The sequence below is a fragment of the Sandaracinaceae bacterium genome, from assembly GCA_020633055.1.
Classification (GTDB): domain Bacteria; phylum Myxococcota_A; class Polyangia; order Polyangiales; family Houyiibacteriaceae; genus JADJJE01.
In genome coordinates this window covers 252,431-276,823 of record JACKEJ010000010.1, presented here as the reverse complement: position 1 = coordinate 276,823, position 24,393 = coordinate 252,431, and the positions used below count along the sequence as shown (strand labels likewise).

The 24,393-nt window shown below is 71.5% G+C and carries 12 protein-coding genes; 6 read left to right on the top strand and 6 right to left on the bottom strand.

The genetic code is table 11. From position 1 onward, the window contains the following. The first annotated feature begins 39 nt into the window (after positions 1 to 39). Positions 40 to 840, top strand: a complete 801-nt coding sequence (locus H6726_23560) for an SDR family oxidoreductase (GenBank protein ID MCB9660643.1) — start codon at positions 40 to 42, stop codon at positions 838 to 840. A 7-nt stretch (positions 841 to 847) separates the two neighbouring features. On the opposite strand, the gene H6726_23555 is transcribed toward H6726_23560, so the two are convergent. After that, positions 848 to 2,428 (bottom strand): peptide chain release factor 3, encoded by a 1,581-nt coding sequence (locus H6726_23555; GenBank protein MCB9660642.1) that lies wholly within the window; start codon positions 2,426 to 2,428, stop codon positions 848 to 850. Positions 2,429 to 2,586: 158 nt separating this feature from the next. Here H6726_23555 and H6726_23550 point away from each other — a divergent pair, with 158 nt between their 5' ends. Together H6726_23550 and H6726_23545 are read left to right on the top strand one after the other, a co-directional pair. Continuing rightward, entirely contained in the window at positions 2,587 to 3,363 is a 777-nt protein-coding gene (locus H6726_23550; GenBank protein ID MCB9660641.1) for a hypothetical protein, read from the top strand. 7 nt (positions 3,364 to 3,370) lie between these two features. Beyond that, positions 3,371 to 4,228 (top strand): hypothetical protein, encoded by an 858-nt coding sequence (locus tag H6726_23545; GenBank protein MCB9660640.1) that lies wholly within the window; start codon positions 3,371 to 3,373, stop codon positions 4,226 to 4,228. Here the strand turns inward: H6726_23545 and H6726_23540 are convergent. Together H6726_23540 and H6726_23535 are read right to left on the bottom strand one after the other, a co-directional pair. Further along, positions 4,218 to 6,953 carry a hypothetical protein gene (locus H6726_23540; GenBank protein MCB9660639.1) on the bottom strand — a complete coding sequence of 912 codons (2,736 nt, stop codon included), beginning with the start codon at positions 6,951 to 6,953 and terminating at the stop codon, positions 4,218 to 4,220. The genes H6726_23545 and H6726_23540 overlap by 11 nt on opposite strands. A gap of 28 nt (positions 6,954 to 6,981) precedes the next feature. Beyond that, positions 6,982 to 8,694: a serine/threonine protein kinase gene (locus H6726_23535; protein MCB9660638.1), complete on the bottom strand. Its 1,713-nt coding sequence runs from the start codon at positions 8,692 to 8,694 to the stop codon at positions 6,982 to 6,984. Between the two features lie 352 nt (positions 8,695 to 9,046). Here H6726_23535 and H6726_23530 point away from each other — a divergent pair, with 352 nt between their 5' ends. Next, positions 9,047 to 10,177, top strand: a complete 1,131-nt coding sequence (locus H6726_23530) for an OmpA family protein (GenBank protein MCB9660637.1) — start codon at positions 9,047 to 9,049, stop codon at positions 10,175 to 10,177. A gap of 8 nt (positions 10,178 to 10,185) precedes the next feature. Then, positions 10,186 to 16,614 (top strand): tandem-95 repeat protein, encoded by a 6,429-nt coding sequence (locus H6726_23525; protein ID MCB9660636.1) that lies wholly within the window; start codon positions 10,186 to 10,188, stop codon positions 16,612 to 16,614. A gap of 141 nt (positions 16,615 to 16,755) precedes the next feature. Here the strand turns inward: H6726_23525 and H6726_23520 are convergent, their stop codons facing one another. The 3 genes from H6726_23520 to H6726_23510 form a co-directional block, all read right to left on the bottom strand. Further along, positions 16,756 to 17,562 (bottom strand): crotonase/enoyl-CoA hydratase family protein, encoded by an 807-nt coding sequence (locus tag H6726_23520; GenBank protein MCB9660635.1) that lies wholly within the window; start codon positions 17,560 to 17,562, stop codon positions 16,756 to 16,758. 112 nt (positions 17,563 to 17,674) lie between these two features. Continuing rightward, complete coding sequence (locus tag H6726_23515) at positions 17,675 to 21,433, bottom strand: AAA family ATPase (protein MCB9660634.1); 3,759 nt, start codon at positions 21,431 to 21,433, stop codon at positions 17,675 to 17,677. A gap of 28 nt (positions 21,434 to 21,461) precedes the next feature. After that, positions 21,462 to 23,099, bottom strand: a complete 1,638-nt coding sequence (locus tag H6726_23510) for a protein kinase (GenBank protein MCB9660633.1) — start codon at positions 23,097 to 23,099, stop codon at positions 21,462 to 21,464. A gap of 291 nt (positions 23,100 to 23,390) precedes the next feature. On the opposite strand from H6726_23510, the gene H6726_23505 reads away from it, so the two are divergent. After that, on the top strand, positions 23,391 to 24,386 hold the full coding sequence (locus H6726_23505) for a hypothetical protein (GenBank protein MCB9660632.1): 996 nt from the start codon (positions 23,391 to 23,393) through the stop codon (positions 24,384 to 24,386). Positions 24,387 to 24,393 lie beyond the last annotated feature (7 nt).

Below are 24,393 nucleotides of genomic sequence, written 5' to 3'. Positions count from 1 at the left end.
GTGGGCGCGCGCCGCGCTCCGGTAGCGCTACCGTCCGGCATGCCCACACCTGCACCACGCGACACGGTGGCCCTCGTGACCGGCGCCGCTTCTGGCCTGGGCGCGGCGCTCACGCGCGCCCTCCTTGCCCAGGGCGCGTTCGTCCTGGCGCTCGATCTGGACGCCACTGCGCTGGACGCGCAGCACACCGACGACCCCCGCCTCGTCAAGCGCGCCCACGACGTGCGCGACCGTGCAGACGCCGCCGAAGCCGTGCGGGTGTCCGTCGCCCGCTGGGGCCGCCTCGACCTCGCCATCCACAACGCGGGGGTGGTCGGGGGCGGACGCTTCGAGGAGTGCAACCCCACCGACAGCGACCGCATCCTGGACGTGAACCTGCGCGGCGTGCTGCACGGCACCGAGGCCGCCTACGCGCAGATGGTCCAGCAGCGCAGCGGCCAGATCGTCAACGTCTCGTCCATGGCCGGCCTCCACCCCGTGGCGTTCTCCACGGTCTACACCGCGTCCAAGCACGCCGTGCTGGGCCTGTCCCTCGCGCTCCGCGAAGAGTCGCGCCAACACGGCGTCGGCGTGAGCGTGGCCTGCCCGGGGCTCATCCGCACCGGCATCTTCGGCGCCGCGCGGGACGCACACGGCTATTCCTACGGCGAGCGTGTCCAGGGCGTGCCGGGAACGCCGCTCTCCCCCGAAGCCGCAGCCGCGGCCGTCCTCGCCGGCGCACGCCGCGACGACCCGCTCATCGTCTTCCCACGCTCCTCCCGCGCGCTGGCCCTCGCGGCACGTGTCGCGCCCGGAGCCCTGCGCTGGGCCGTCGGGCGCACCATGCGTCCTCCCGCTTGAGCGGCGCTCAGCTGCCCGCCAGCATGGGCGCCGTCTCGTGCAGCACCCAGCCTTCGTTGTCACGCGCGATGCGGTCCAGCTCCCACTGGTCGCGGAACAGGGCCACGGGGCGCCCGTCGATGTCCGTCACGGCCAGCGGCACGCGCCGGCGGTCCAGCTCCTCGCAGTCCGCGGCGCCCTCCACCCAGCGCGCTGCGGTGTACGGCAGCGGGTCGAACACGATCTTCGCGCCGTACTCGTGCTGGATGCGGAAGGTGAGCACCTCGAACTGCAGGCGCCCGACCACCCCACAGATGGGGTCCTTCTCGCGCCCGGGCTGGCTGAAGAGCTGCACCGTGCCCTCCTCGGCCAGCTCCTGGATGCCCTTCTGCAGCTGCTTGCGCTTGAGCGGGTCCAGCAGCTGGATGCGCCCGAAGTGCTCCGGCGAGAACCGCGGCACCGCGTCGAACGCCAGCGGCCCGTCGCTGCTGAGCGTGTCGCCGATGCGGAAGATGCCCGGGTCGTACAGCCCCAGGATGTCCCCCGCGTAGGCCTCCATGACGGTCTCGCGGTCCTGCGCGAAGAACTGCTCCGCGCGGTTCAGGCGGATCTGCTTGCCCAGCCGGAAGTGGTGTACGCGCATGCCGCCCTCGAACTTGCCGGAGCAGATGCGCGCGAACGCCACGCGGTCACGGTGCGACGGGTCCATGTTGGCCTGCACCTTGAAGATGAACGCGCTGAAGCGGTCGTCGGACGGGCTCACCGTGACGTCCCCCGCGGCGCGCGGGCCCGGCGTGGGGCACAGCGCCTTGAAGTCGCGCAGGAACGTCTCGATGCCGAAGTTGTTGAGCGCGCTGCCGAAGAAGACCGGGGTCAGCTGACCCCCGAGGAAGGCCTCCTCGTCCCAGTCCTCGCCCGCGCCCTCCAGCAGCTCGATCTCGCCGCGCAGCGTCTCCGCGGGCTCGGCGCCCAGCATGCCGTCCAGCTCGGGGTCGTCGATGCCCTTGACCGTCACCTCGGCGCGCTTGCCCGCGTCGCCCTTCTGGAAGCGCTCCACCACGCGGTTGCGCAGGTCGTAGACGCCTTGGAACAGGTCGCCGCTGCCGATGGGCCACGTGAAGGGCACCGTGTGGATGCCCAGCACGTCCTCCACCTGGCTCATCAGGTCGAAGGCGTCGCGCGCGGGGCGGTCCAGCTTGTTCACGAACGTGACGATGGGCGTGCCCCGCATGCGGCACACGTGGAACAGCTTGCGCGTCTGAGGCTCCACGCCCTTGGCGGCGTCCAGGATCATGATGGCGCAGTCGGCCGCGGTCAGCGTGCGGTAGGTGTCCTCGCTGAAGTCGTTGTGGCCCGGCGTGTCCAGCAGGTTCCAGTCGATCTCGTCGTACTTGAACTGCAGCACCGACGACGTGACCGAGATGCCACGCTCCTTCTCGAGCTCCATCCAGTCGCTGACCGCGCTGCGCTTGGACTTGCGGCTCTTCACCGAGCCGGCGGCGTGGATGGCGCCCCCGTACAAGAGCAGCTTCTCGGTGAGCGTGGTCTTGCCCGCGTCCGGGTGCGAGATGATGGCGAACGTGCGCCGGCTTTCGTAGTCGTGGGACATCGGGGGTTGGGGGGTGTAACAGGATGTCCGGGGCCGGTCCACTCAGCCTCGACGGCCTGTGGACATCCCCGAGCGGCGCGTGTAGCGTCCCGGGCACCGGGAGTGTCCCGCAAGGAAAGGGAAATACGATGTTGATCTCGAGGAGACCGATACCGCGCGTGCTGGCCGCCACGACGCTGGTTCTTGGAGGCGGGTGTGGCGGGAGTGGGGACGACGGGGTCGACACGACGCGGCGGACCGTGGACGTCGACGCGACGGCGACCATTGGAAACGCCGGCGGAACCGTCAGTGATGGGGACGTGCGCCTCGTGTTCGACGAAGGACCTGGGGTCGGAGACACGGAGGTCCGGATCCGCTCGGTTGACTGCGCCTCTTTGCCCATCGCGTTGCCCGCCGGCCTCACGGCTGCGAGCTCCTGTATCGAGGTCACCACCACGCCGGACGTGGGCTACTTCGACGGCTACGCGGACCTCGACATCCCCTTCGGCGGCGACGGAGGCGCCGTGGTCATGGTGACGTACGACTCCTATGACGAGGAGTGGCAGTTGGACGCCGAGCCGTTCGCGACCCCCACTGCGGGCGTCGCGCGCGTCGAGATCGAACGGGCGGGCTACTACGTCATCGTGCACCGCCGCAACGTCCCCGGCTTCGACGCCAGCGCGCTCTGCGAGGCGCTCATCACGTGCGACGACTACGCGTCCTACGCGCAGCAGACCTGCGAAGCCGCCTTCGGTGCCATGATCACGGCGTTCGCCCCGGTCTACGAGGCAGAGTACGGTCGGGGCTGTGGTCAGGCGTTCATCGACTACTACGCCTGCATCGCCGACGCGTGGAGCGCCCAGATGATGTGCTCCGAGGAGTACGGGGACACCGAAGTCCTCGTCCCCGAAGAGTGTGAAGCGGCTGCCGTGGCGGCCTGCCCAGCGTTCGACTAGGCGCGCCATGATCATCGTCACGGGCACGAAGCGTTCGGGGACGTCCATGTGGATGCAGATCCTCCGCGACGCGAAGCTGCCCGTCTTCGGTGAAGCGTTCTCGGCGGACTGGGGGGACACCATCCGCGAGGCCAATCCTGCGGGCTTCTACGAGTCCTGGTTCCGCAACGGGATCAACTTCACCACCAACCCTCACCCGAAGACGGGGCACTTCGTGCACCCGTCGGCGGTGCGGGGCCACGCGGTGAAGGTCTTCGTCCCAGGCTTGGTGCGATCGGACCTCGCCTACGTCGAGCGGGTGGTCGGCACGGTTCGCAACTGGCGCGAGTACGACGCCTCCCTTCGCCGCCTGTACGCGATGGAGTACGAGAACAAGCACCGGCCGGCCGGGCGTCCGATGCCCGCGCACGTGTCCCCCGTGCTCGAGTGGTGGTCCGAGAATCATGCGTTGATCGCGGACCACCTGACGCGGCGCTATCCGCTGCACCTCGTCGCTTACGAAGAGACCCTCCGCGACCCAGGCCATATGATCCGCGAGGCGCTGGGGTGGCTCCGCGCCGGCGACGCCGAGGCGGCCGTGGCGGCGGTGAAGCCCGACCTGAACACGCAGCGTGTGGAGCAGCTCGAGGAGCCCGACGCGATCGCGGCCGAGCACGCCGCCGTCTTCGACGAGCTCTATGCGCGCGTGCGTGACCGCGCGCCCTTCGACCAGGCCTTCGTCGACGCGCTCAACGGCACCAACGAGGCGCTGCTCCCCCGCATCGAAGACGAGGTCCGCGAGGTCCGGGCGCAGCGTCAGCGCGTCCAACGTGAGCTCGCCGCCCAGGGGGGAGGCGACCCCGCGAAACCGGACGTCAGGAAGTAGGCACGTTCGGAGCGCGGGCGACGCGCCAGGGGGTCCCAGGTCCACGTGCATCGCCCGCTGCCAGCTCCCAGTCCTCGAGCGCGTCGAGGCGCCCCGCGGGGATGGTCAGGAGGTCCCGAGCGACCTCGTCCTCCACCCGCGCCAGGAGCTCGCCCCACAGACCATGCAGCGTGACGCGCAGTTGGTGGAGGCCGCGCGCGTCCGATGCACCGGCGAGCGCGGCATCGTCCCGGTGCACCTCCATCTCGTTCTGTGCGGCGACCCACTGTGCGTCGAGGTGTGTCACGTAGCTCAGGCGGAAGAAACGAACCCACCTCCGTGGCGAGGAGCCGAATCTGCGGCGGAGGCGCGCGCTCACTCGTCGCGACACGGCGGTGCGCATCTCGGCCGGGTCCGAGAGCGCCGCAAGCGGGATCCCCAGGGCGGCAGGCCCCCGCTCTGCCGTAGCGGCCGCGTCGTCGACTCGGCGCGGCTCGACGGACCGCAGCGAGGCCCGCACCGTGACCCTCAGCGCGCGTCTCCACTGGGCGTCCAGACCGTCGACCACGCCACACTGGAGGGCGCGCACCAACTCGGGCTCGAACGTGACGGGCACGGGCGCAGGCGGCAGCGCGACGTACACGCCGAACGCACGCTCGAGGTGTCGCGCCAGACTCCACGGGTGGAGGGGTGACCCTGGTGGTCGTCGGGAGCGTGCGTCGCGAACGAGGTCTTGCACGAGCTGGCTGGCACCGCTCTGCCAGGCGTCGCGCGCATCACCGTCCCCAGCGTCGGGGCACGGCCCCTCCTCGTCGCCTCCGAGGGGATGGCCCGCGAGCGCCGCAAAGCGGAGGCGAAAGAACGCCGCCCGGAGCTCGTCCAACACTCCGTCGAGGGCGGCGCGCGCCATCCGGTGCCCCGCGGCGCGTCGCGTGGCGCGCTCCTGCAGGATGTCCACGAGGTCCCGCGCGGCGCGCTCGTCGTCGGGACGGAGCGCGCCGCGTCGGAGCGCTCGCAGCTCATCGTGGTCGTCGACGGCCTGCAGCTCGGGATCGTCGAGTGAGACGTAGAAGCGGGACCACCCGGGCTCCCCCTGGCGCGCTGCCCGGCCGCGCAGCTGGTCGTCCAGGCGGCGCGCGCTGCGGCGCCCATAGCCGAGCACCGCCAGACCTCCGAGCGCGACGACCGCGGCCCGCGCGTCCTCCGACTCGGTGCGCACCCCACCTGGCCCTGGGGCGTGCGTCGCGACCCCACCCAACCGGACGTCCACCCCGCGACCCGCCAGCGGCGTCGCAACGGTGACGGCGAAAGGGCGCCCCGCGTCGGCGATCACGCGCGCCTCCTCGGCGGGCGCCTTGGCGCTCAGGACGGACACGGTGAGCTGCCGCGCGCGCAGGTCGGCCGCCACCGCCGCGGCGGCTTGCTCGTTCGGTGCGCCGATCAGGACGGGCACACCGCGCTCGTGCAAGAGGACCGTCTCGTCACACAGGGCGGCGCGCCGGGCGCGGTCACTCCGAAAGATGGCGTCGGTGATGTCGCGTCGCACGCACGGACGGTGTGGCGGGATGCGGATCACCCCCAGGTCGTGGTTACCCGCCAACTCTTCGTCGATCCCCGCCGCCGTGCCGGTCATGCCTGCGACATGCGGATAGCGTCGGAGCAGCGCCCCGGTGGACACGCTGGTCACGCGGTCCGTCCGGGGGCGGGCCGGCACCCGCTCCTTCCACTCCAGCGCCGCTTGGAGGCCGTGCATCAGGCGACGGTGCGGCTGAGGGCGCCCCGTGGCAGCGTCGATCAGGGTGATGTGGCCGTCCTGCACGAGGTAGTGCTCGTCGCGGCGGAGCGCCGCGTGCACGTGGAGCGCCGCGAACACGGACGCCGCGAGGGCGGGCGCGAACAGGGCAGCAGGGTCGGCCCCACGTGGAACCACCCCAGCGTCCGCGAGGAGCGCAACGAGCCGCACCTCGCCCTCCGGGGTCAGTAGGGCTTGCTCGGTCTCTCGGTCGAACTCGAAGTCGCGAGACGGGCGCAGGCGCTCGACCGCGTCGCGGAGCACGTCGAGCGCTGGACCGGCCTCTTTGCTCGTACGGGCGACGTTGATGGGCGTCGACATCTCGTCGACCAGGATCGCGTCCGCCTCGTCGATCAGCGCTACCCCTGGGGGCGCGAGCACTCGGTCAGCGGCCCACATGACCAGCTGGTCGCGCAGGAAGTCGAAGCCGAGCTGCGCGAGTGACGTATAGACGACCGCAGCCGCGTGCTGAATCCTGCGTCGCTCGACGGGTGTCCTCTCTTCGACGTGGCCGACTGGGAGGCCGAGTCGCGCGAGCGCCGGTTGAACGATCGCCGCGTCGCGCGCGGCGAGGTAGTCGTTGGTCGTCACCATGGTGACGCGCTGACCGCCCAGCGCGTGGCACGCTGCTGCGAGCGCGCCGCTGATGGTCTTGCCTTCCCCCGTGTGGACTTGAGCCACGCAGCGCGTCATCAACGCCCGCGCGGCCATGATCTGCTCCGGATGCGGGTCGATCGCTGCTCCTCGTCGGATGGCGGCGATCGCGAGCCCCATGCGGTGGCGGAGCGGCGCGGGCGTCGACGCCTCTCGCGTGCGCGTGGCCTCGCCGAGCAGCGTCTCGTCGCTGGCCGTCGCCCACGCGTCCGCTGCGACGCGGTCGCGTTCGGCGTCGGACGCGAGGCGACGGACGACACGCGCATCCGGGGACAGGCTTTTGAAGAGGCGCTTGGCCATGAGTGGGCTGCCCGAGGGGGGCGGGCCCTCAGAGCGTGGGCAGGTCGCCCGCAGGGCCGCTGTAGACGCGGGGGTTACCGCGTGGCTGCGACGGCGGGTCGGGGCGCGGCGTCGGCGCTTCCATCACGGTCTGGGCGGGCGCATCGGACTCGCCACCACGGGTGCCGCTGCGGGGGCGGGACGACCCCGACGACGAGGAGGTGTCGGCCTCGGCGCTGGCGCCACCGTTGAGCGCCGCCTCGAGCTCGGCGTCCGTGGCGTCGCGCAGACCGCTGCCACGCGGGAGGTTGACTCGCAGGCTGCGCGCTTGGTCCATGGTGACCAGGAAGCGCAGGCTCTGGTGACGGCTGGCGCTGACCTCGATCAGCTCGGGCTCGCTGCGCCCGTCGATCTCGGCGTCGTACGGCAGGTCCAGCACGCGCCCGCGTACCACTGCCCGCGCGGGACTCACGTCGCTCTCGATGTGGAGGCTGTACGTGGGCACGGAGGGGGCCTCGGGCACGGGGGGGGTCTCCGCCTCGGGCGCGGGGACCGGAGCGGGCGCTTCGCCGGCTGGCACGACGGGGGTGGGGGCCACCGCCGCTACGGGCGGGACGTCCGCCTCCGAGCTGGAGAGCGCGATGGCCGCGCCGCCACCCACGAGAGCCAGGACCGCTACGGCACCGAGCGCGATCATCAGCGTTCGCTGCCCCCCAGCGGGGACCTCCGACCGTCCGGGCGCTGGCGTCTTCTTGCGCCCGCCGGGGCCAGTGCGGATGTGCGAGCGCGTGCCGTCCCGCAGCAGCGCGCCACCGGGAGGCAGGTCCGTGCGGACGCTGATCTCGCCCGCGGGTACGGTCTGGTAAGGGCGCAGCGCTTCGGCCAGCTCATCCATGGAAGCGTAGCGCTCGTCCATGTCGCGCTCCATGGCGGTGGCGATGACCTCTTCCAGCCCCTCGGGCAGGTTCCCGCGCAGCATGCCGAGCGGCGGGGCGTCGCCGGTCGTGATCTGCAGCGCCAGGCCGGCCAGCGAGTCGGCCATGTAGGGCACGCGCCCCGTGAGCGCTTGGTACATGATGACGCCCACCGCGTACACGTCGGCGCGCGCGTCGACCGCGGAGGCGTCGCGCAGCTGCTCGGGGGCCATGTAGTATGGCGTGCCCATGGCTGCTCCGACGGCGGTACCCGGGCTGGTAGCCATGTGGGACGCAAACTTCGAGATGCCGAAGTCCAGCACCTTGACGTGCGGGTCGCGCGGGCCGCCCTCCACCAGGTAGATGTTGTCGGGCTTCATGTCGCGGTGGACGATGCCCTTCTTGTGCGCGGCCGAGAGCGCGCTGGCGGTCTGCAGCATGATGTCCACCAGGCGGCCGACCTGCATGGGTCCCTCCTGCTGGATCTCCTCGTCCAAGTCGCGCCCCGTGAGCAGCTCGAGCACGAGGAAGGGCGATCCATCGTCCGCTTGTCCGAGGTCGGTGCAGTCGAGGATGTTCGGGTGCCCAATCATCGCGGCGGCGCGCGCCTCGTTCACGAAGCGCTTGACGACCTTGCTCTCCGACGCGAACTGCGCGTGCAGCACCTTGACGGCGACGCGCCGGCCGATGACGGTGTGCTCGGCCTCGTACACCGCACCCATGCCGCCTTCGCCGAGCAGACGCAGCACGCGGTAGCGGTCCGCGAGCACGGTGCCCACGTAGCGGTCAGGACGTTCGAACTCTTCGAGGTCGTCCAAATGATCGGTGCTGAACTCGCCCTGAGCCATTGGTCTTCAGTAGGTGAGCATACGTCGAACAGCCCCCCCTTGACCACCTTTCACTTGGTTTTTCTTCTGTGTTTTCACACGGCTGTACGAAACGAAGTGGAAACGCGCTTGTACATACGAGGTAGCGCGGGATGCGTGGGAGGAAACCCCTAGAAAAAAAGGCTCCGCAGGAAGGCCTCAACGTACCCACGCACGTGGTAGCGTGTAGGCGCTTATGGGTTGGTCGGCTTTGCTTCGTGGTGTCCTCGTCCTGGCTCTCGCCGTGCCCGCGTGGTGCGCCACCGTCGGCGTCGGGCGCGCGCAGTCCACCTCTCGAGGCCCCCACGTGCTGCGTCTCGAGGGAGCGCTGGGGTTGTCCCTGCGTCGAGACGACGACCGGGACAAGTGGGGCTTCGGCGTGGGGTTTGGCTACGAGTACCGCCTGTCCCGCTGGATCGGCCTCGAGGCCCTGTTCAACGGCGTCTACTTTCCATACGACAACAACCTGTATCCAGGCAGCGGCTGGGCGACGTACGCGTCGCTCGGGGTGGGCGCGAAGGTGCACTTCCTGCCTGCGGCCTCACGCGCGGACCTGTGGCTGCAGGGCGGCGCGAACGTGGTGTTGACCGGGTCGCTGGTCCGCCCCGGGGTGTACGGAGGGGTGGGGTTGGATCTGCGCGTCGGTTGCGGGGCCTTCGGCCTCGGGCCCTTCGTGCGCTACAGCCACGTCTTCCAGCCCAGCGACGCCCCACAGGGAGGCGCCGACGGTCGCATCGTGCAAGCGGGACTCTCGGTCTCGTGGGGGCGCGACACAGGTTGCTCGGGAGACGGTGAGCCGGAGGCGGAGCCCGAGCCGACGCCCGAGCTCGAGGCGCTGCCCGAGCTGGAGCCCGAGCCAGTCCCCGAGCCAGAGCCAGAGCCGGAACCCGTCCCCGAGCCGGAGGTGGTGCCGGAGCCAGAGGTGGAGCCGGAGCCTGAGCCGGAACCCGAGCCCGTCCCGATCGACAACAGCGAGGACCCAGCGCGCGGGGACCACGGCAACGACCGCGACGGTGACGGCGTGCGCGACTCCCAGGATCGCTGCCCGGACGAGTTCGGCGAGGTCGCGCACCGTGGATGTCCAGCCCGCGACTACGGCGCGGCGCTCGATGTCATCATCTACTTCCCGTTCCAGAGCGCGCACCTCGACGCCGACGCGATCGAGCAGCTGCGGCGTGTGGCGCGCCTGATGCGCGACGACCGTGGCCTGCGCCGCGTGCGGGTCATCGGCCACTCGGACCACCTCGGCGATCCGGCGTTCAATACGTGGCTCAGCCGCGAGCGCGCGCACGCCGTGGTCACCTGGCTCGTGAGGCAGGGCATCGGGCGCAATCGCTTCGTGGTGGAGGGCGTCGGCGACACCGACCCCCGCGTGCAAGGGGACTCGCCCGAGGCGCTCGGTCCCAACCGGCGAGTCGAGTTCGAGGTGTTGGACGGGGGTTCGGGCAGAGAGCGAGGTCGATGATGGAGCGCATGAACCCAGCCACGTCCCCACACACGACCGTCGCGCTCACTGCGGCGCTCGCAGCGTCCATCATGCTCGGCACGAGCGGTTGTGGTGAGCCCGTCGTGGGCAGCTCGGAGCTGCGCAACACCGCGCCCACGCTCGGCACGATCCCGGACCTCACGACCGACGAGGACGTGCCTGTGACGGGGATGTTCACCGTCGCCGACGCCGAGTCGGTCGACACGCTCACGTTCAGCGCGGTCTCCTCCGACCCCAGCATCTTGTCGTCCGCGGGCATCACCTTCAGCCCGACGGGGACCGACCGCACCATCACCATCACCCCCGAGCCCGACGCGAGCGGCGTGGTGCAGGTCACTGTGCTGGTCACCGACGGCGAGTTCAGCGCGACGGCCATGTTCACCGTCACGGTGCTGCCGGTGAACGACCCCCCCGTCATCGTGGCCGTCCCACTCCAGACCACGCGGGAGGAGGTCGCCGCGGGGCCCATCCGCGTGACGGTCACCGACATCGACAGCCCGCTCTCGTCGCTCGCGCTCAGCGCCACCACGGGGGACGAAGCGCTCGTGGCGCAGGCCGGGGTCGCCGTGGGGGGCGCGTCCGGAGACTTCACCGTCACGCTGAACCCGCAGCCCGACGCGTTCGGGGACGTACTCATCACGCTCACCGCCACCGACGGTGCCGCGTCGAGCACGACCACGTTCACCCTGCGCATCACCAACGTCAACGACGCGCCCACCATTTCGCCCATCGCGGACGTGGTCACCGACGAGGACACCCCGACGCCCGCCCTGCCGTTCACGATCGGAGACGTGGACACGCCCATCGGCGACCTCATGGTGACTATCGCGTCCGACAACCCCACGCTGCTCCCTTCGTCCGGGCTGCAGCTGGGTGGCGCAGATGCGTCGCGCACGTTGGTCATCACCCCCGCCCCCGATCAGAACGGGACCGGTATCGTCACCATCACCGTCAGCGACGGAGCGCTCAGCACGAGCATGATGTTCATGGTGAGCGTCACGGCGCTGGACGATCCGCCCGTCATCACGGGGGTGATGAACGTCACCACCATGGAAGACCCGGTCGTGACCCCGACCCTGACGTTCATGGTGGTCGACGTGGACTCCCCCGCGCCCACGGTCACCGCGGCCAGCGACAACGCCGCGCTCGTCCCCACCGGAGCGCTGAGCATCGTCAACAACGGCGGCGGCGTCTACACGCTCAGCTTGCCGCCGCAGCCCGACGCGTTCGGCGTGGCGAACATCGTCATCAGCGCCGACGACGGCGTGAACCCCGTGGTCACCGCGCCCTTCGTGTTCACCGTCGCGCCCGTCAACGACGCGCCCGTGCTCACGGGCGTCATCCCCGCACAGACCACCAACGAGGACACCCCGTTCACGTTCACGTTCGGCGTCAGCGACGTCGACGACGACCTCGACACGCAGCAGACGTACACGGTCACGTTCGTCAGCGGCAACGCCGCGCTCTTTCCCATGGGGAGCATCGTGCTCGGCGGGGCGGGGGGGACGCGCAGCGTCATGCTCTCGCCGGCGCTCGACCAGAACGGCTCGGCCACGCTGCGGGTCACGGTCACGGACATGGGTGGCAGCACGCCCACCATGCTGAGCGTCTCGCAAGACGTGGTCGTCAACGTCACGCCCATCAACGACGCCCCCACCATCGTCCCGAACGCGCCCATCCCGAACCCCTTGTTCGTCCAGGAGCGCGCGGCGGGTGGGCCCGACAACATCGGGCCGCGCACGTTCACCGTGAACGACGTCGAGACGCCGGTCGCGAGCCTAGCCGTGAGCGCCACGGGCTCGAGTGGCACGGTCATCGAGAACATCGCCTTCGTGTCCGTGGGGGGCGACCAGTTCGAGCTCCGCGCCAGCAGCTTCCCGAACACCTTCGGCGACGAGACCATCACCATCACCGTCACGGACGACGGGGCCGGCGGCTCCACGGGTCCTGCGCAGACCACCTTCACGGTCCCCGTGAGCGTGGTAGCCGTCAACGACGCGCCCGTGTTCACGGTGTTCAACCCAGCGCCCTTCGCGGCGGCGCAGGAAGACACGTCCACTCAGATCACGTTCACGGTGCGCGACATCGACAACGCGCAGCCGGCGGACTTCCCCGTCAGCGGGCCTTCGGCGGGCTTCACGCTGGTCGCCGCGACGCCGGGCGTCCTGCAGTCATTCACCGTCGCGTACCTCGGCGCGGCTGGGCCAGACGAGGGGCAGTGGCGGCTCACGCTCGTGCCGGTGCCGGACGCCAGCGGCTCCACGCAGATCACCTTCGAGGTGCGTGATCCGGTCGGCGTCAGCGACCCCATGTCGCGGGACACGCGGACCTTCACGTACACCGTGGCTCCGGTCAACGATCCACCCACCATCACCAACGTGACGAACGTCAGCATGATGGAGGACACGGTCGGGACGGCCATCCTCAGCTTCAACGTCGACGACATCGACGACGCGAACGGCAGCTTGGTGGTCACGGCCACCTCGGCCCTGCCCGCGCTGGTGACCAACGCGAACCTCGTGCCCACGTGCGACGCGGCGGGGGCGTGCACCTTGACCATCACGCCCGAGCCCAACGCCTTCGGCGTCGGCAACGTCACGCTCCAGGTCGCGGACGACCAGACGCCCACACCCGGGACGGCCAGCGCCACGTTCCAGCTGACGGTCACCAATACCCCGGACGCCCCCGTCATCGTCGCCGTGGCTGACAGGGTCGGGGCGATGGCCCTCACCGAGGACATCACGTCGGTCATCGCGGTCACGGTCCAGGACCCCGACCTGTGCAACGTGAGCGGCGTGGTCAACGGCGCGGAGAGCATCATGCTGGGGGCCGTCAGCAGCGACACCACGCTCATCCCCAACGGCAACCTCGTCGTCAGCCCCACGGGGGGCACCTGCACGCGCACGTTCAACCTCGGCGTCACGGGCGGCACCAACCAGGCCTCGCCCCCCAACGCGAACATCACGCTCACCGCGACCAGCGCCGACACACTCACGGGCACCGACGTGTTCGCGGTGGAGATCACGCCGGTGGATGATCCGCCCACCATCTCGGCCATCGCGAACCAGACGATCCCGGAAGACGGCATGACCGCAGCGTTGCCGTTCACGGTCACCGACGTGGACACCTCCATCACGGCGGGCGACATCACCGTGCTCACGAGCAACGGCGCCGTGGTGCCGGTCAGCGGCATCGCCATCGTCAGCACCGGGGGCGCTGGCAGCGTGACGAACTGGACGGTGCAGGTCACGCCCGCACCCGACGCGTTCACCTCGGGGGTGCCCGTCACCGTCACGGTGCGCGTGCTGGCTGGCATGCCCAACCAGACCGACCGCACGTTCACGGTCACGGTCACGGCCGTCGACGACCCACCTGTCGTGTCCGCGATTGGTCCGCAGGTGATGGACGAGGACACCACGGCCATGATCACGGTGACCGTGACGGACGTGGACACGCCATGCAGCGGCATCACCCTCTCCGGGACTAGCAGCGACCAGACCGTCCTGGCGAACGCGGGCATCGGCGACGGCACGATCTGCCCCATGCACGTGCTCACCCTCACGCCCGAAGCGGACGCGTTCACCAGCCCGCCCGCGGGCAACACGCTCACGGTCACGGTCACGGCCAACGACGGCACCTCGAGCTCGACGCCCGTCATGTTCACCCTCGACGTCCAGAACACCGATGATGACGTGGACGCCACGGACGTCAGCTACGCGACCACCTGGGGCGTGCACCTGCCCGCTGCGATGGCGCGCACGCTCCCTGCCACGGATCCCGACCCGGTCGATACGGTGGGGTACCGCGCTGACAGCGGCACCACGACGCTCGGCGGGTTCTACCAGGTCTTCGCGGACGGGACGTTCGTCTACGCGCCGCCGGTCATCTATGCGGCGGGTGGTCCTTCTGGGACGGTCGACACGTTCCCGTTCCGCGCCGTGACCGGTGGCGACACCGGGGCAGACCCATGCAACGCGCCCACCTGCGACGAGGCCACCGCGACGGTGAACCTGTCGGGCGTGCAGCAGCTCGTGGTGGACCGCTCGGTCGCCTACGCTGCGTGTACGGCGCTCCCGGCCGACGAACAGGGCGTGTGCGGCACCGACTTCCGGCCCTTCCCGCGACTGGGCACCGACGCGGTGATGGCGGACAGCGTGCAGTGGGCCACGGCGTTCTCCGTGCGCTTCAACGCCACGGCGTACGACACGGACGCGAACGGCTTCAGCGTGCACGCGGGGCAGAGCGTGACCGGCGTCCCCATGCCCGGCAATCCGGTCATCCAGAACCCGGCGGGGCCTGCCATCGAAGTGCTCGCGGGCGCGAGCGGGGCGTCCTTGACCGCGCTCGACGTGGTCGCGGCTGGCGGCGAGGGCGTCGATGCGCGCGACGACAGCGTCACCATGACGAACGTCAACGTGAGCTGCACGGCGGCCGGCGCAGCGCACGCGGTGCACCTCGGCGGCGCGGGCAGCAGCAGCACGCTCACGGACGTGGCCATCGACCGCACCGGTGGCGGAGGCGCGTCGGCGGCGTTGTTCGCGTCGGGTGGTGCGGTGGCGCTCGGCGGCACAGTCACGCTCGACGCCGACCAAGCCTCGGGGCTCGTGCTCAGCGGCGTGACGGTCAGCTCGTTCTCGTTGGCGTCCGTCATGGTCGACGCGGCGGCCGTGGCCGTCGCGAACCGCGGCGTCGCGCTCGACAACGTCACGGGCAACGTCGCCGTGGTGTCCGCCACCATCACCACGCGCGGCGGCGTCGGCCTCCAGGCGAACAACTCGACGGGGCTCACGCTCAACGCGGGGGGCGGCGGTGCTGCGGTCGTCACCGAAGGCGCGCGGGCCATCGACGTCAGCGGCGCCGTGGTCGCGCTCACGTTGGATTCCGTGACGGCCACCGCCTCGACGACCGGAGCCATCAGCGTCACGGGCGCGGCGGGGAGCTCCATCGACATCGCCGCGCTCAGCGCCACCACGGCAGGGGGCACGGCGGTGGCGCTCACCGGGCCCATGAGCTTCGACGTGACGACGGCGACCTCCACCATCGCGGCCACCGCTGGGCCAGCGTTCGTGGCCAGCAACGCGTCGCTCGGCGTCACGCTCCGCTCGCTCGCCTCTACGGGATCGAGCGCGACGGGCCTCTCGCTGACGAACACGACGGGCGCCTTCGCCGTCACCGGCGTCGGCACGACCGCGGGCAGCGGCGGCGCCATCGCGTCGCCCGTTGGCATCGGCATCTCGCTCGACGATGCGGCCGGGGTCGATCTGCGCAACATGAACGTGACGAGCGCCACCACGACGGGCGCGTACATCACGGGCAACAGCGCCGTGGACCTGACGAACGTGAGCGTCACCGAGACCGGCGTGAGCGCGACCGGCGTGCTCGTGGAGGACCTGAGCGGCACGCTCGCCGTGAACGGGGCGACGCTGTCGGGTGCGGGCCTGGCGCAGGGCATGGTGCTGAACGCGGCGACCGCGAGCCCCGCGGCCACGGTCACGCTGACCGACCTCGACATCGAGACCGTCCCCGTGCCCAGCGGCTCGCCCGACCACGACGCGCTCGTGGTGAGCGCCACAGGCACGACCTCGCTCGACGTGATCGTCACCAACGCCGTCCTCGAGACGCACGGGGGTGCGGCGGGTTCTTCGGCGCTCACCGTGAGCGCCATCGTTGGGTCGTCGGTGCAGGTGGACCTGCTCTCGTCCATGCTCACGTCCACACGACGCGGCATCCGTGCGGTCGCCGACGGCGCCTCCACCTCGCAGCTGCGGGTCGTGTCGAGCACCGTCACGGCGGTGGATGCAGCGGCCTTCATCGACGTATTGGCGCCCACCTCGACCCTTCGCTACGACATGAACGGCGGGACGCTCGCGGTGGGCACGGGAGGTCCGGGCCGCGCCGCGCTCGATGCGCTGGTGTCGGACGGACGGGCCGACCTGCGGCTCACCAACGTGGCCGTGACGGCGACCGACGCGAGTGGTGTGCTGGTGGTCTCCACGGGCGGCGCAGACACGCGCCTCTTCGCTTCGAACAGTCCGGTCACCATCACGTCGCTCTCGCCCACGTTCAGCGGCATCGACCTCGACGTCCCGCCGTCGAGCGCCGCCACGCTCGATGCGGAGCTGGACGGGAACACGGTCTCTGGCAGCGGCGTGTCAGACGGCATCGTTGCCCAGACGCGCGCGGCCGGCTCCGCGACGTGCGTGGACATGACGAACAACAGCGCGAACGGCACGACCAGCAGCTATACCCTCGGCCAGACGGCGGGCACGTTCGCGTTCACCGGGTGGAACGGCGCGTTCGCGCTCACGCCCAACCTGGCCAACAACGGCAACATGAGCGCCGGGGCGGCGGCCGTGCAGGTGGGCACCATCGCGGCAGGCACCTGCTCTGCGGCCACGGCGGTCACGCCGCTCTGACGCGGCGCGTCGCCCAGGCCGCCGTTGTGGTGCGGCCTGGGTCGGAAGCGTCACAGGGCGCTGCGGGGCCAGCGCCCTGCGAGGACACTCAGACGGGTCTGCCCCGGCGCAGAAGCGCGGCCGCGCACACCGGGGCGGACGTCACTTCCCCGTGAAGACGGGCTTGCGCTTCTCGAAGAAGGCGGTCGGGCCCTCCTTGGCGTCGGCGCTGCGAAACACCGGGGCGCCCAGCGCCTCTTCCTGGGCCAGCGCATCGGCCTCGGTAAGCCCGTCGCTCTCCACCAAGCTGCGCTTGATGGCCCGCACCGCTAGCGGACCGCAGGCCGCCACGCGAGTCGCGAGCTCGCGCGCCTTGTCGAGCGCCTGGCCGTCTTCGACCACGTAGTTGATGAGTCCCCACCGCTCGGCGGTCTCGGCGTCGATGCGCCGCGCGGCGAGCAGCATCTCGGCGGCTCGCGCATACCCGATCTGGCGGCGCAGCCGGATGGTGGAGCCCCCCAGCGGGAACAGCCCGAGGGCGGCCTCGGTCACGCCGAAGGTCGCGCTCTTGCCCGCCACGCGCAGATCCGTGCCCTGCAAGATCTCCGTGCCGCCCGCGACGGCGAAGCCCTCGACCGCGGCGATCACGGGCGCGGCCGGACGGTACTCGCGCAGCAGCGCCTTCCAGTGGATGCGCGGCTCGGTCTTGAAGCGCTCCTGGAGCATGAGCGTGCGCTCGTCCTTCTGGCCCAGCTGGTTCTCCTTCAGGTCGGACCCGGCGCAGAAGTGCCCGCCCGCGCCCGTCAGGATGATGGCGCGCACGTCGGTGTCGTCGTCGCACATCTGGAAGGCGTCAGCCATCGCGATGAGCATCTCGAGGCCGAAGGCGTTGCGCTTCTCGGGGCGGTTCATCGTCAGGGTGACGACGTGCCCGTCGCGTTCGATGGTGAGTTGATCGGAAGTGAACACGGTGCTCTCCAGCAAGTTCCCGAGCGCGGCGCAGCGCGGGGGTGCGCGGCGGCCGTCGAGACTAGAACGTGTTCTATCTCCTCGTCGAGACCCGATCAAGCCGCGCGCGCGTTCATTCGGGGCGCCGCGGACCCATCCAGATGCTCAGGAGCGCGTCGGGATGCTGCGCACCGAACGCTCGCAGGTCGTGCCGCGCCTGCTCCACGAACGCCGCGCCGGCGTCTCCGCCGAGGGCCACGCCGTGCGCGGCGCGCGTCACCGTCGCCAGCGTCGCCATGCCACGGCGACGCAGCTCGCCTTCCGCCTCGCGCAGCGCCACCATCGCCTCGGGTTCACGACGTTTCACCGTCAGCGCGAGGCCGTCGAGGAGGCGCGAGAGCACGTGGTGCGGCGGACCCGCGTGCGCGCGGATGGCGGCCGCCGAACGCTCCACGTGCGTCAGCGCCTGGCGATGGCGCATGGGGGAGTGTGGCGCCCGGGCCGTGGCGAGCGCAGCGAGTCCACGCGCGAACGCCAGCTCGGCGTCCAGGTGTTGTACGCCCAGGCGCGCGCGAGGTAGGTCGGCGCCGAGCATGGTGTGGGCGCACTGTTCGGCCTGTTCGGTGTCCCCGCGGTAGAGGTGCGCGTAGACGGTGCCGAGGTCCGCGAGCGCGCACGGGAGAGGTGCAGCGTGTCGCTCCCACGTGTGACGTGCCCGCTCGGCGCGGCGCAGCACCTCTGCGGGGTCGCCCTCGGCCAGCTTGGCCAGGGTGCACGGGCCCGTCGTCAGCATCGACTCGAAGAAGCGGTCGGCGCGCGGCTCGGCATCCGCCAGCAGCGCCTGGATGCGCGTGGACATCGTCCGCAGCTCGCCCAGCTGCGCCATGGCCCAGAGCATGTGCGTCTCCGCCACGGCGATGTCCCAGGCCTGCGCGGGACCGCGCTCGCGGGCCACACGCAGGGCACGCGCCAGCTGGCCGCGCGCCATCGGGTATTCGCCAGCGGCCAGGCTCAACACGCCCCGCACCAGCGGCTGGAGCACGGCCATGCGCGCGCGCGCGTCTGGGTCGCCAGGCGTCAGGCTCACGGCGCGCGCCAGCACGCCGTCGAGCTCGCCGGGGGCGCCGCGCCCCCTCAGCCCGGTCATGACCGCCTCCGACCACAGGGCGCGTGCGAGCCGACCCGGGTCACCCAGCCGGCGCGCGTGGCGCTGGTGGCGCAGCTGGAGCCAGCCCGCGCGGGCCGGGTCGACCAGGGCCAGGCCGGTGACGGCCTCCCAGAGGGTGTCCACCAGCTCTGCCTCGGGCCCGATGTCGCCGCGACCCCGCTCGTGCCCTCCGAGCACCTGCCGCGACCGCGCGGTGGCCGCCGCCACCACGCGCGACACGAGGCCGTCCGGGACGTCGAGGGGGTCGGCTCCCAACGCCGCGAGCTGGGCGTTCATCGCGGCCTCTCCTTCGTCCAGGTACCCGCTGCGCAGGAGGTGACCCGCGCCGATCCGCCGGCACTCCTGTGCCAGGGCGTCGGTCGGTGCCGAGTCTGCGGCGCGGACGTACGCGCGCCCCGCCTCGGCCCCACGCCCGGCGAGGGCGAGCGCCTCCGCCAGCGTGCGCCGCATGGCGAAGCTGACCTGCTCGTGGGGCAGCACCTGCACCGCCATCTGGGCGAAGCGGGCTCCGCGTTCGAAGCGCAGCGCACGCTGCGCCGCAGCGGCTGCCGAGAGAGCGTGCTCGGACGCGAGCCCGTGTAGGCCGGCAGCGCGCGCGTGGAACAGCTGAGTCTCGTAGTCGGTGGGTCGGATGGCGCTCACGGCAGCGTGTAGCGCCAGGTGGAGGTTCACGCGCTCGTCCGGGCCCAAGCGCGCGCGCGCCGTCGCGCGCACACGGTCCTCGCTCACTTCCAGCTGCACCTCTTGACCGGCGGGGATGGCGCGCACCAAGTCATGTCGCCGCAACGTCGCGAGCGCGTGCTCCTGATTCGCCAGTCCCCCGAGGGCGCGCAAGAGGACGCGCAGGGTCTCGCGATGGGTGGCGAGCGACAGCGCGGAGAGGAGCCGCGACGCTTCGCCCGTCAGCCCCCGGATCCGAGCCTCGACGGCGTCGGTCTCGGCGGCGCCGTCGAGGGTGGTCTGCCCGCTGGAGACCCGGTCCGCCAGCTTGCGCACCTCGCTCGGGATGCCCTTTGCCCGCTTGGCGATCTCGCGTGTCAGCTCGGGTGTGGCCGTCTCTCCCAGCCAGCTGCTGGCGAGCCGCTCCGTGTCGTCGCGCGTCAGCACGTCGAGGTCGATGCGTGTGACCCCGCCGAACGCCTGGGGGCGACGCATCATCTCTTGGTGCGCCGGGCCCGTGTCTGCGTCGTCCTCCGGCACGCTCATGGCGCCCACGAAGAGCAGCGGTGTGGTGGCGGGGTGTCCGAGCAGCGCGCTCAGGATCGGAAGGCTCTCTTCGTCGCCCCACTGGAGGTCGTCTACGATCATCAGCCACGGCTTGCCGTGGCCCGTGGTCGTGATCAGCCGTCGCAGCGCCTCGAAGGCCCTTTGGCGTATCTCGCGCGGGTCGAGCGTGGCGGGCTCGTGTCCGCGCCAGAGCGGAGGCACCGTGAGCCCAGGGACGCGAGCGAGCATGGGGAACAGGGTGAGCAGCGGTTGCAGCTCCTCGGGCTCGAGGATGCTCGCGAGGTCCACGTCAGTCGCTCGCAGGTGCGTGGAGAGCGCGTCCATGACCTCGTCCAGCGCGCGGTGTGGGACGAACTCCCGCTCGTAGCAGGCGCCCATGAGCACGTTGGCCTCTTCGCTGCTGGCGACCTCGTCCGCGAACTGTCGCAGCAGCGCGCTCTTGCCGATACCCGCGGGGCCCTGCACCAACAGCGAGTGCCCACGACCGGAGGTGCGCACCCGGCCGAGCACGCCGTGCATGGTGGCGAGCGCGGCGACGCGCCCCACGAACGGCGGCTCTGCGGCGAGCGGTGGCGGCCCGAGAGGCTCCCCCAAGGCGGCCCGCACGTCGCTCGCTGTCGGCCGTTGCGCCGGGTCGATGGAGAGCAAGCGCATGGCCAGGTGCTCGAGGTCGACCGGGACGCGCGTGCTCGCGAGCTGTCCGGGCGAGACGGGCACCACGCGCTGCTTGCGCTGCATGATCTCTTCGGACTCGCCCGCGAACGGCCGCAGCCCCGCGAGCGCTTCGTAGAGCATCACGCCCACCGCGTAGAGGTCCGACGCAGCCCCGAGTGGCGCGCCAGCGGCCTGCTCGGGCGACATGTACGAGGGCGTGCCGACGACCGCCGCGCCGCTCGCCGCGGCTTGCATCTCGGTCACCAAGCCGAAGTCGCACAGCACCACGCGGCCGCCGTTCGTCACGAGCACGTTGGACGGTTTGATGTCGCGGTGCAGGCGCCCCGAGCGATGCACCACGTCCAGCCCGAGGACCAGCTGCCCGAGCGCGTCGCGCAGCCTGGCTTCGTCCAACACCCCCGTGGCCAGCGTGCTGTGCGACGCCGAGCCCGCGCCCGTCGGGGAGGGGTCCGCTGGGGTGGCGCGGCTGGTGTCGCGGCTCGCGGCGCGGTGGCTTTGGTAGCCGGGGCGCACCCACTCGAGGAAGTTCTGGCCGTCGATGCACTCCATCGTCAGCAGCCACTCGCCGTCCCAATAGAGCAGCTCGTGGAGTTGCAGCAGGTTTGGGTGCTGCAAACGGTTCAGCGCGCGGAACTCGCGCTTGAGCCCCGCCACCGAGTCTGGGTTCGGTTCCCGCAACCCTTTCACCGCCACCACGCCGTTGCGCTCGTGATCGAACGTTCGATACACGGTCCCGCCAGCGCCCGTGCCGATGACCTCGGGGTTCGCGAAGCGACGGCCACGGGCGCTGCTGAGCCAGCGCGGCGGAGGGGGCGCGCTCATCGGGCTGTGCTCCTCTTCGTCATCGACGTCAGCTCAGGCGCTCGAAGTGAGCACGCACGGCCTCGATGGGGCGCAGGCGCGTGTTGAGTTCGTGCGAGATGCGGAGCAGCGCGACCTCGGACTCGTTGCGCGCGATGCTGCGGTGTGTCGCGCGCACGGCGACCTCGGCCTGCCGCTTGCGCGCGTTGGCCTCGACCTCCTCCTGCTGCTTGCGCAGCTGCTCCAGCTGGAACATCAGGTCCTTGATGGGGGTGGCCTCCCAGGCACGCACCCACTCGCCGTAGGACGCCGTGGCTTGGCGCATGCACGCGAGGATCTCGGAGTCGGGTACGTGCGGCTGCTCTGCCTGGAGCGCCTGGGCGCGCTCCAGCTGCGCGCGCCACGCGTCGGGGTGGGCGCAGCGCGCGCGGAAGTCGGCGCGGGCCTCGCTCAGGTCGGCGGCCAGCGTGGAGATGGCCCGCCCCAGCTGGTCGCGTCGCAGGCGCAGCTCGCCGTCCAGGTGCTCCAGCTGCGCCACCAGCGCGTGGTCCGTCCCGCGCGCCTCGCGCAGGTTCTTCACCGTCTGGTCCAGCTCCAGCACCAGCGCCTGGACCTCGCGCGGGGCGCCCGATGGCCAGGCCGTGCGCAGCATCTCGCCGTACACGCTCACGCGCCGCGCCCACGCGTCCAGGTCGGTGTCCTTGGACCGCACCTTCGAGTCGTCCAGCGCGTTGGCGCTGACGCGCCGCTCCACGCGCGACTTGTGCGCCGTGAACGGCAGCAACCGGCGCTCCACCACGTGCACGTCGGCGGGGCGGTCCGCGGGTTGCTTGGCCAGCATCTCGTGCACCAGCCGCGCCAGCCCCTCGGGGCACGTGGGCTGCCGCTTGCGTACGTCCGGTGGCGCCTGCTCGAGGTGCAGCAGCAGATAGCCAGACAGCGTGCTGGCCTCGAACAGGGGCGTGCCCGTCAGCAGCTCGTACAGCACCACGCCCAGCGAGTAGATGTCCGTGGCCGGCGTATCCGCGTCGCCCTTGAAGCGCTCCGGCGACATGTACTGCGGGCTGCCCACGAAGTGCCCCGCGGCCGTCAGGCGGGACTCGTCGTTGGCCAGCGCGATACCGAAGTCCACCAGCTTCACCACCGGCTCGCCGTCTTCGCTCTGGCACACGAAGATGTTCTCCGGCTTCACGTCGCGGTGCACCACGCCCAGGTCGTGGGCGCGCCCGAGGCCGCGGGCCACCTGCAGACCCAGTCCGGCGGCGTCGGCGACGCTCAGCTTGTGGCTCTTGCGGTAGCGGTCGAGCGGGCTGCCCACCAGCAGCTCGCACACCAGGTAGGGCACGCCGTCTTCGGTGAGGCCGAAGTCGTAGACGTCCACCACGTTGGGGTGCGCCACCGTGGCCGCGGCGCGCGCCTCGCGCTCCAGCCGGGTGCGCACCTTGGTGTCGTCTGCGAACCGCGGGTGCAGGATCTTGATGGCCACCAGGCGGCCGGGCTTGAGCGTGTGGGTGGCGGCGTAGACCGTGGCCATGCCGCCCGAGCCCACCACCCGCTCGATGCGGTAGCAGCCGCCCACCAGTGACCCCAGCCGCGGGTCCGCCACGTTCTGCAGCGGCGTTCCGTCCACCAGACACACCTCGGCGGTGTCGGGGTGGTTCAGCCGGCAGGTGGGGCACACGAGCATCGCGGGAAGGATATCAGCCCCGCGCGTTTGGGTGCATTACTCGACGGAAGCGCCACGCCGGGCACGGAAGGCCCGCACCCTGCGGCGCAGGCGAGCCCACAGGCCGAGGCGCTCCTGGTGAGGGTGCCGATGCGCGGCCAGCAGCACCAGCTGCGCATCTGCGCAGCGCGGGCGGGGGCTTGGCCTAGCCGCCGCGCGGCCTCTCGTTCCGTGAGCCTGCCACGACGCGCCTCTCGCGTTCGCCAGCCGGAGGGACACGGGGCCGTGCGGCTGCTAGCGTCCCCGAGACTCATGAGCGCCTCGACCGACCACGACAGCCAAGACCCCCAGCCCGCCACGGCCCCCGAGGGCACGCTCCAGGAGCTCTTCCCTGCGCTGTCCCGGCCCACACCGCGCCTGCCGCTCGAGCCGCTGCACGCGCGCGTGCTGGAGGTGTCCGAGCCCGATGGGCGCGGCCTGGTGCTCACCTGCTGGCGCAGCCCGGGGGGCGCGGCGTCGCTGCACGCCGGCCTGCGCCCGCGCGTGGAGGCGGCCCTGCTGGCCGAGCTGTCGCGCCCCGCGTCCGAGCTGCGCGAGCTCACGCAGGAGCTGTGCTCGCTGCGGCTCACCGTGTTCGACGACATCGGGGGCGACGTGCCGGCCGCGCTGCGGGCCTTCGGGCTGGCTCCGGTCTCCCTCGACGGTGTGCGCGCCGGCCAGGGTTGGCGCGACGCCCTGGCCCACCTGCGCGGCGAGGCCCAGCAGCACGGGCACGAGGTGCCCGACGAGCCTCTCAGTGCGTACCAGGCGGACATCCGGCTGCCCGAGGGCGAGGCCGGACAGCGCGCCGCGGCCCTCGAGAGCGCGCTGCGCGAGCGCCTGGGCGACGCCGTCTTCGGTGAGCGCCCCGGGGCCCTCTACGCACACCTGGCCAAGCTGGCGCCCGAGCACCTCGGTCTGCCCGCGCCCGAGCCCACCTGCGACAGCCTGGCGGCCCTCGAGCACGCGCTGGTGTCGCTGCGTCCCGGGCCCATCCGCTACATCGCGCCGGCGACCTTCCAGGCCCTGTGCGACTTCGTCGCCGTCATCGCCGCGCGCGAGTTCAACCGCCGCGTGGAGTGGGCCCCCAGCGAGCCCGACGAGCTGGGCCTGACCCCGCCGCCCCTGGTGCGCGCCTACCTGGACGACGCGTGGGTGCACATCCCGCTGGGCCTGCACCTACTGCGTTGGTGCATCATGCCGCTCCAGCCCGGCGAGGTGGTGCCCCCCCTCAGCGACTGGGTGCTCGACCAGTTCGGGCAGCGCTGAGCCCGCC